Annotated in this window: 8 protein-coding genes and 1 pseudogene; 6 read left to right on the top strand and 3 right to left on the bottom strand. The window is 70.0% G+C overall.

Annotation, left to right across the window (positions count from 1 at the left end):
- Window positions 1-140: 140 nt before the first annotated feature.
- The gene (locus tag GSQ95_RS21405) at window positions 141-770 is read right to left on the bottom strand and encodes a glutathione S-transferase family protein (RefSeq protein ID WP_158896753.1); all 630 of its coding nucleotides are present in this window, start codon (window positions 768-770) and stop codon (window positions 141-143) included.
- 76 nt (window positions 771-846) lie between these two features.
- Between GSQ95_RS21405 and GSQ95_RS21400 the strand changes: the two genes are divergently transcribed.
- Both GSQ95_RS21400 and GSQ95_RS21395 read left to right on the top strand, forming a co-directional pair.
- A complete protein-coding gene (locus GSQ95_RS21400) occupies window positions 847-1,437 on the top strand; it encodes a TetR/AcrR family transcriptional regulator (protein WP_158896754.1) in 591 nt (196 codons plus the stop codon).
- Between the two features lie 37 nt (window positions 1,438-1,474).
- Window positions 1,475-1,963, top strand: coding sequence for a GNAT family N-acetyltransferase (locus GSQ95_RS21395; protein ID WP_158896755.1), 489 nt, complete (start codon window positions 1,475-1,477; stop codon window positions 1,961-1,963).
- On the opposite strand, the gene GSQ95_RS21390 is transcribed toward GSQ95_RS21395, so the two are convergent.
- Window positions 1,960-2,847 (bottom strand): alpha/beta hydrolase, encoded by an 888-nt coding sequence (locus GSQ95_RS21390; RefSeq protein ID WP_256664679.1) that lies wholly within the window; start codon window positions 2,845-2,847, stop codon window positions 1,960-1,962. The genes GSQ95_RS21395 and GSQ95_RS21390 overlap by 4 nt on opposite strands.
- 106 nt (window positions 2,848-2,953) lie before the next feature.
- On the opposite strand from GSQ95_RS21390, the gene GSQ95_RS21385 reads away from it, so the two are divergent.
- A complete protein-coding gene (locus tag GSQ95_RS21385) occupies window positions 2,954-3,601 on the top strand; it encodes an HAD hydrolase-like protein (protein ID WP_158896757.1) in 648 nt (215 codons plus the stop codon).
- 55 nt (window positions 3,602-3,656) lie between these two features.
- Here GSQ95_RS21385 and GSQ95_RS21380 read toward each other — a convergent pair whose 3' ends face one another.
- On the bottom strand, window positions 3,657-3,992 hold the full coding sequence (locus tag GSQ95_RS21380; protein ID WP_027598593.1) for an I78 family peptidase inhibitor: 336 nt from the start codon (window positions 3,990-3,992) through the stop codon (window positions 3,657-3,659).
- 393 nt (window positions 3,993-4,385) lie between these two features.
- Here GSQ95_RS21380 and GSQ95_RS21375 point away from each other — a divergent pair, with 393 nt between their 5' ends.
- From GSQ95_RS21375 to GSQ95_RS21365, 3 genes and pseudogenes are all read left to right on the top strand, one after another.
- Window positions 4,386-5,744 (top strand): alginate export family protein, encoded by a 1,359-nt coding sequence (locus GSQ95_RS21375; protein ID WP_256664678.1) that lies wholly within the window; start codon window positions 4,386-4,388, stop codon window positions 5,742-5,744.
- A gap of 114 nt (window positions 5,745-5,858) precedes the next feature.
- Window positions 5,859-7,096, top strand: a pseudogene (mhpT, locus tag GSQ95_RS21370) (3-(3-hydroxy-phenyl)propionate transporter MhpT).
- Window positions 7,089-8,329 (top strand): thiolase family protein (locus GSQ95_RS21365; RefSeq protein ID WP_158973888.1); only part of this gene is annotated, 1,241 nt, incomplete at its 3' end. The pseudogene mhpT and the gene GSQ95_RS21365, both read left to right, overlap by 8 nt.

Below are 8,329 nucleotides of genomic sequence, written 5' to 3'. Positions count from 1 at the left end.
AGATGTGTATAAGAGACAGCTTCCAAGGCTAGCAGGTAGGCAGGGGTGGTGGGCGGCCCTCACCCTGGCCCTCTCCGGGGGGAGAGGTGATGGTTACGGTGTGTTGGGGAGGTAAGTGGTCACCGGTAGCCCCTGTAGGCTCAGCGCCGCTTGAGGTCGGTCGCCACCAGGATCGCCTGGCCGGAGGGTCGCGCGCGCAGGCGATCGAGATAGGCGGCGAGGCGGGGCCGGGTCGTCTGCCAGTGGAGGTCGGGCAGGGGCTCCAGGTAGTCGAGCATGGGCGCCAGCAGGGCGTCGGGCAGGCTGAAGTCGGCGCCGCAGAGAAAGCTCCGGTTGCCCAGCTGGCGATCGAGCACGGCCAGGGTCGCGTCGACGTCGGCCAGGGCACGCTGCTGCTCTTCCAGCGTCTGGAAGGGAGCGGGTCGTGGCCCGGCGACGCGCAGCAGATAGCGACGGACCAGGCGGGTATCCACGGTGGTGAGCAGGGCGCTGCTCCAGGCGTCCTGCTCCGGGTTGCCGCCGCGCTCCGGCGAGAGCCGACGATCGAGATGGCGGCAGATGGCGAGGGTCTCGAAGAGGCGCAGTTCGCCGTCGAGCAGCACCGGCACCTGGCCGAAGGGGTGCAGCGCCAGGTGGGCCTCGCTGCGCCAAGCGATGGCCTGGCCGTCAGGGGCGAGGCCACAGGGTAGCTCTAGGCCCTGTTCCAGGGCATGGAGGCGCACGCTGCGCACCAGGGTGCTGAAGGCGGGACCGAAGAGATAGGGCGTCATGCTGCAGGCTCCTTGCAAAGAAGGCTACATGCTGGCAAAGGAGACCTTATGTTCAAGAACATAATCTGGAGTAGCCATGGCCTGGCCCCTTGATCAGCGCGAGCAGACCCGCCAGCGCATCCTCGACAGCGCCGCCCGCCTGTTCGCCCTCCGCGGCTTCGATGCGGTCGGACTTGATGACCTGATGGCCGATGCCGGTCTCACCCGCGGCGCCTTCTACCACCACTTCCGCACCAAGACCGAGGTCTATGACCAGGCCATCGCCCATGCCGCGCGGGTCGGCAGGGCCCGGCTCGACGGTCTCGGTAGCGAAGGCCTCGGGCAGCTGGTCGAGCATTACCTGAGTCGCGAGCATGCCGAGGGCGATTCGCTGCGCTGTCCGCTGGCCTTTCTCGCGGCCGACGTCACCCATCGGGAGGCCGCCATCCGTGGCAGCTATACCCGCTTCTTCTCGCGCTTCGTCAGCCGGCTGGAGCGGGATCTGTCGGGGCCGCCAGCGCAGCGGCGCGCCAGGGCGCTGCAGCTGGCCACCACCCTGATCGGTGGCGTGGCCCTGGCGCGGGCGCTGGATGACGAGGGCCTGGCCGAGGAACTGCTGGCAGCCTGTCGCCAGGGGGCTCAGGGCCTGCTGGAAGAGGGCGGCGATTTGGCAGCGGCGACCGGCTAGGCGACACTGGCGACTCCTTCGTCCGCCGGAGTCACCCATGCAGATTCGCCCCCTCGCCGCCGCCGATTTCGACCAGATCTGGCCGCTGATCCAGCAGGTCGCCCAGGCCCGGGAGACCTATGCCTACGACCCGGACATGAGCCGCGACGACGCCTGGCGCCTCTGGGTGGAGCTACCGCGGGCAACCTTCGTCGCCGAACGCGATGGCCAGATTCTCGGCAGCTACTACCTCAAGGCCAATGCCATGGGCCCGGGCGATCACGTCTGCAATTGCGGCTACATGGTCGCTCCCGCCGCCCGTGGCCAGGGCGTGGCCGGCGCCCTCTGCGCGCACTCCGTGCAGGTGGCTCGCGAACTGGGCTTCCAGGCCATGCAATTCAACTCGGTGGTGGCCAGCAACCAGGTGGCGGTGCGGCTCTGGCAGAAGCACGGCTTCGAGATCGTCGGTACCCTGCCCAGAGCCTATCGCCATGCCAGCCTGGGGCTAGTGGATTGCCTGGTGATGTATCGCTGGCTGGCGGACTAGCGCCACTCGCTCACCACGGTCCGCAGCGAGGCCGGCAGCATGGGGCCGTGGCCCAGGCCTTCGAGCACCTCGTAGCGCACCCGGATGCCGGGGAGCTGGCCGAGGCGGTCGGCCAGGCGCCGGGTGGCATCGGCGGGGACCTCGCTCTGGAAGTGCGCGGGCAGCTCGCGTTCGGCGCCGCCCTGCAGCAGCACCAGGCGGGCCGGATGGGCCTTGAAACGCTCCTTGAGCTGCTCATCACTCTGAGGTAGCACGGTGGGGCTCCACCACAGCGAGGGACTCACGGCGTAGCCCTGGGCGAAGGCGTCCGGGCGGGTGAGCAGGGCGTGGAGGACGAACAGTCCGCCCAAGGAATGCCCCCAGAGAGCGCGCTGGCCCTGATCCAGGGGCAACTGCCGCGCCACCGCCGGCTCCAGGCGCTCCAGCAGCCAGGCGAGAAAGACGTCGGCGCCGCCGGTGGCCAGCTCGCGAAAGCGTTCGCTGGTAGGCGCGGATGGCGTGTAGTCGTAGGCCCGGCCGGGGCCGTCGATGCGCTTGCCGCCCGTGTAGCCCACCGCGACCAGCACGGGCGGATGGGGCCGCCTGGCCAGGGTATCGAGCAACTCGGCGTTCAGTCCGCCCAGGGCGGCGTTGCCGTCGAGCAGATAGAGCACCGGATAGCCGGCGGCCGGTGCCGGGATGGCGGGTCGGGCGATCCATACCTGGTAGTGGCGGGCGCCGTCGACGGAATCCATCTGGAGTTCGCTGAAGGCATAGCCGTGGCCCGGCTGCTGCAGCACCTGGGCGTCCATGGGCTGATCGATGGGGCGGGCCTGGCCGGGAGCGGCGAGGGCGAGCAGCAGCGGCAGGGCCAGCCAGGCGCTGTGACGGACGGAACGGGGCAAAGGCGGCATCGGCGAACAAGACTCATTTCCAATGGAGCGGTCGAGCCTACCGGTCTCTGTCCCCGCTCGCCATACTGGCCAGGATTTCCCGTTGCCAGGACATCCCATGCATCACCCCCATCTGCTGTTCGATCTCGACGGCACCCTCACCGATTCGCGCCTGGGCATCACCCGGGCGATCCAGGTGGCGCTGCGAGCCGAGGGGATCGAGGAACCCGATCTGCGCAGGCTGGAAGTCTTCATCGGCCCGCCGCTGCTGCAGAGCTTCATGACCCATTACGGCTTCGATGAGGCGCGGGCCTGGCGGGCAGTGGAGGCCTATCGCGGATATTTTCGCGCCACCGGCCTCTATGAGAACGAGGTCTATGCGGGCATCCGCGAGTTGCTGGCGGAGCTGCAGGCGGCCGGACGGCGGCTCTATCTGGTGACGGCCAAGCCGCGGGTGTTCGCCGTGGAGATCCTCAGGCACTTCGCCCTGACGGAATTCTTCACCGCCCTGCATGGCAGCGAGCTGGATGGCACCCGCGCCGACAAGACCGAACTGCTGCGTTTCGTGCTGGAAACCGAAGGCCTGGCGCCGGAAAGCTGCCTGATGCTGGGTTATCGCGAGCACGACCTGATCGCCGCCCAGGCCAACGGCGTGGCGGCGGTGGCCCTGGGCTATGGCTTCGGCAGCCGGGAAGAGCTGGAGCGCCAGTGCCCGGCCTTTCACTTCTCCAGCGTGGCCGCCCTGCGCCAGGGCTTCGGCCTCTAGCTGGGCGCACCGACCTGCGCGGCGGTGGCCGGCAGGTCGTGGGGCGCGCCGGGGATCAGCCGCAGGTGGCGGTCTGCACCACCAGGCTGGCGCTGGTGGTGATGGTCAGGCGCTGGGAATTGAAGTCCATGGTCATGGGGTCCTGCGGACGGACCACCCGGACGACCTGGGCACCGGCGCGCTGCCGGCCTTCTTCGGCCAGGGCCGGGGAGAGGGCCTTGCCGACCAGATCCTGGACCGCATCGGAGTTGCAACGGCCACTGCTGCTGACGGCGCCACTCGGGGCCGAGGAGGCCGCCGCCGGGCTGCTCTGGGTTTCGTGCGAGCCGCAACCGGCCAGCAGGGTGAAGAGCGCGGCGCCAGCCAGCAGGAGGGGAGTCTTGGAGCTCATGAGTTCGCCTTTTCGATCGTGAGAGAAGGAACCTTAACCCGTACGGGCCTCCTCATGGACCCCTCAAGGGCGGGCATTGTTACAAAGCGCGATACAGAAGACGTTGAGAGACCTAGCTGACCAGCCGTCCTTCGGTGATAAAGTTAATAAAGATAACGTTCGGTAATCGGCCAGATTCGGTCCGGATGGCTTGATCCATTTCTGCCATCGACCATCATCGAGCCAGGGCCAAACCGCCCTCTGGTGACGACAACAACAACAAAGGGACACCCGCCATGTCAGCTCGCTATCCAACCACCCTCCCTCCTGACCACTACCCGATCCGCGCCCGCTAGGCCCTGATCCGCGCGCCCCGGCGGCGCCTTTCGCTTCCCCAGTCAGGACGGTCATCTCATGTCTTTTTCGCGCTCGCTTCCGGCCCGCGCACGGGCCCGCTCGTGCCTCGCCTTTACCACTCTCGCCTCCTTGCTCGCCAGCCAGGGCCTGCTCGCCGCGCCTTCCACCACCTTGGAAAGCGCCCGGCCCAAGCCGCTCAACAGCCTGGAGACCGCGCGTCCCCTGCCGCCCGGACCGCCACGCTGGGCCGAGGACTATCGCTTTCTCGACGATCCGCAAAAGCGCACCGATCCCTTCGACGGGCTGCGCTACCAGCGCCTCGGCGACGCGGCCTGGCTGCAGACCGGCGGCGAGGCGCGCTATCGCTTCGATACCATCCGCAATCCGGTCTTTGGCCGGCGCGGGGTGGCCACCGATCACTACATCCAGCAGCGCCTGCAGCTGCACGCCGATCTGCACCTGTTCGACGACGCCATACGCGCCTTCGTCCAGCTGGAAAACACCCGCGCCTGGAACAAGGCGCTCTACGGGCCCTACGATCAGAGCCGCACCGAGCTGCACCAGGCCTTCATCGACCTCAACACGCCGCTGGCCGGCGGCAAGCTGATGACCCGCATCGGTCGCCAGGAGCTGGGCTACGGCAACCAGGCCTTCGTCACCTACCGCGACGCCCGCAACATCCGCCTCAACTTCGACGGCCTGCGCCTGGCCTGGAGTCGCCCGGACGGCTACCGGCTGGACGCCTTCGGCCTGAGGCCCGTGGTGACCGGCGAAGACAGCTTCGACGACGGCTCCAACAACGCGGTCAAGTTCTATGGCCTCTACGGCACCCTGCCGCTGGCCGGGCCGCTCAAGCTGGATGTCTACGGCTTCGGCCTGGAGACCGACCAGCGCACCCTGGACGGCCTGACCGGCGCGGAAAAGCGCTACACCGCCGGCTTCCGCCTGTTCGGCAACGCCGGTCCCTGGGACTGGAGCTGGGACCTGGCCGGGCAGGGTGGGCATCTGGCCGGCGCCCAGATCCGCGCCTGGGGCCTGAGCAGCGAAACCGGCTATCGCCTGGGCGGCGCCTGGAAGCCGCGGCTGGCCCTGCGGGTGGACGCCGCCAGCGGCGATCACGGGCTGGGCGACGACCGCGTCGGCACCTTCGATCCGCTCTATCCGAAGAACGGCTTCTATGGCGACTCCGGTCTCACCACCCTGGCCAACCTCTATCTGGTCGGCCCGCTGCTGACCCTGGCGCCGCGGCCGACCCTGCAGCTGGAGAGCGGACTGTTCGGCGTCTGGCGGCAGAGCACCGAAGACGGCGTCTACCTGCCGGGCATGACCACGGTGCCGGGCACCGCGGCCAGTTCGGCGCGCAAGGCCGGCACCCTCTGGCGCAACAACCTGCGCTGGATGCCACCGCCAACCTGACCCTGGATCTGGAATACAGCTACTTCCAGGCCGGCGCCGCCGTGCGTCAGGCCGATGGCGACGACACCAGCTTCCTGATGGCCGCCACCACCCTCCGCTTCTGAGGAGTCCACCATGCGCCTGCTCTCGACCGTTCCGCCCGGGGCCCGCCTGACCCTGCTGCTGTGCTTTATCGTCGCCCTGCTGGAGGGCATGGACCTCCAGGCCATGGGCATCGCCGCCCCGGCCATGGCCATGGCCAAGGCCTTCGGCTTCCAGCCGGGGCAGATGGGCCTGGTGTTCAGCGCCGCATCCTCGGCCTGCTGCCCGGCGCCTTCATCGGCGGCTGGTGCGCCGATCGCATCGGCCGCAAGAAGGTGCTGATCGCCTGCGTGCTGATCTTCGGGGTCTTCTCGGTGGCCACCGCCCATGTCTGGAGTCTGGAGAGCCTGCTGGCGGCGCGGCTGCTCACCGGCATCGGCCTGGGCGGCGCCCTGCCCAATCTGATCGCGCTGTCCGCCGAATCGGTGGACGAGCGCGCCCGCGCCACGGCGGTCAGCCTGATGTACTGCGGCGTGCCCCTGGGTGGCGCCCTGGCGGCGGTGGTGGGGCTGCTGGACGTCGGCCGCTGGCAGACGGTGTTCTATGTCGGCGGCCTGGCGCCGCTGCTGGTGGCGCCGCTGCTCGGACGCTACCTGGCGGAGACGGCCGGCTTTCTGCGCAATCGAGGCGGATCTCAGGCAAGCGGCTCGCGCGGGGCCTGGCTGGGCGCCATCCCGCTGTCGACCACCCTGCTGCTGTGGCTGGGCTATTTCTTCACCCTCACGGTGATGTACATGCTGCTCAACTGGCTGCCGTCGCTGCTGGTGGGGCAGGGCTTCAGCCGCGGCCAGGCGGTGGGGGTGCAGATCCTCTTCAACCTGGGCGGCGGCATCGGCTCGGTGCTGTTCGGCCTGCTCATGGATCGCTGGCGGCCACGGCTGACGGTGCTGGCCATCTACCTGGGCATCCTGCTGGGGCTGGCCGGGCTGGGTCTGGCCAAGGCCTATCCGCTGGTGGCCCTGGCCGGTTTCGCCGCCGGGCTGTTCGTGGTGGGTGGCCAACTGGTGCTCTATGCCCTGGCGCCGCAGCTCTATCCGGCGGCGGTGCGGGCAACCGGGACCGGCGCGGCGGTGGCGGTCGGGCGTCTGGGCGCCATGGCCGGACCGCTGCTGGCGGGTCAGGTCCTGGCCCTGGGCGGTGGCGCGGCGACCCTGGTGGTGGCCACCACTCCGGCGGTGCTGGTGGCCGCGGGCGCGGTGCTGGCCCTGCTGCAGCGGCGGACGGCGGCGCCTGCGGCGGCGGCCCGCGCCGAGGTGCCTGGTCATGCGTAACGGCATGGGGGCGCTCTACGACGACGTCCTGCTGCTGGATGGCGTGCGCACGCCCTGGACCGATCTGAATGGCGCTCTGGGGCAGGTATCGCCCACCGACCTGGGCATCGCCGTGGCGCGTGCGCTGCTGGCGCGCGGGCATGAGGCCGGGGCGGTGGATTCCGTGCTGGCCGGCTCGGTGGCCCAGGCCAGCTTCGATGCCTATCTGCTGCCACGCCATATTGGCCTCTATGCCGGGGTGCCCGAGGCGGTGCCGGCGCTGCAGGTGCAACGGGTCTGCGGCACCGGCCTGGAGCTGCTGCGCCAGGCGGGCGATCAGTTGCAGAGCGGCCAGGCCAGCCGGGTGCTGTGCGTGGCGGCCGAGTCCATGACCCGCAATCCCATCGCCGCCTATACCCACCGCAGCGGCTTTCGCCTCGGCGCGCCGGTGGAATTCCACAACTTTCTCTGGGAGGCGCTCAAGGACCCGGCGGCCGGGCTGGACATGATCGCCACCGCCGAGCGTCTGGCGCAGCGCCACGGCATCACCCGCGAGGCCGTGGATGCCTGGGCGCTGCGCAGTTTCGAGCGGGCCCTGGCGGCCCAGCGCCAGGGCTGGTTCGCGGCAGAGATCGTGCCGGTGGCGGCGGCGCGCTTCGAGGCCGCGGGCCTGGCGCCGCGGGAGTTGCGCCTGCCGCGGGGCTGTGCGGTGGTCGAGCATGACAGCCATCCACGGGAAACCTCGCGGGAGGCCCTGGCACGGCTGACGCCGGTGCATCCGGGCGGGGTCCAGACTGCCGGCAACAGCTGCGCGGTGGCCGACGGCGCCGCCGCCGTGCTGCTGGCGCGGGGCGCGGACGCCGCGTCGGCACGGGCACTGGCCTGGGTGCGCGGCAGTTGCGTGGTAGGCGTGCCGCCGGACGTCATGGGCAGCGGCCCGGTACCGGCCATCCAGGGCCTGCTCGACCGCGCCGGCCTGGCGCTGGAGGCCATCGACCGCCTGGAGATCAACGAAGCCCAGGGCGCCCAGCTGCTGGCGGTGCAGCGCGCCCTGGAGCTGGATCCGGCGCGGCTCAATGTGCATGGCGGCGCCATCGCTTTGGGACATCCGCTGGCTGCCACCGGCCTGCGCCTGGCCATCACCCTGGCGTGTCAGCTGCGCGCCGAGGGGCTCAGGTACGGGGTAGCGGCGGTGTGCATCGGCGGTGGGCAGGGGATGGCGGTGCTGCTGGAGAATCCGGGGTGGCGGGGCTG

It is taken from the genome of Pseudomonas sp. BAV 4579 (assembly GCF_009765395.1).
GTDB lineage: Bacteria > Pseudomonadota > Gammaproteobacteria > Pseudomonadales > Pseudomonadaceae > Chryseomonas > Chryseomonas aestiva.
This window is presented reverse-complemented; position numbering and strand designations above follow the sequence as displayed.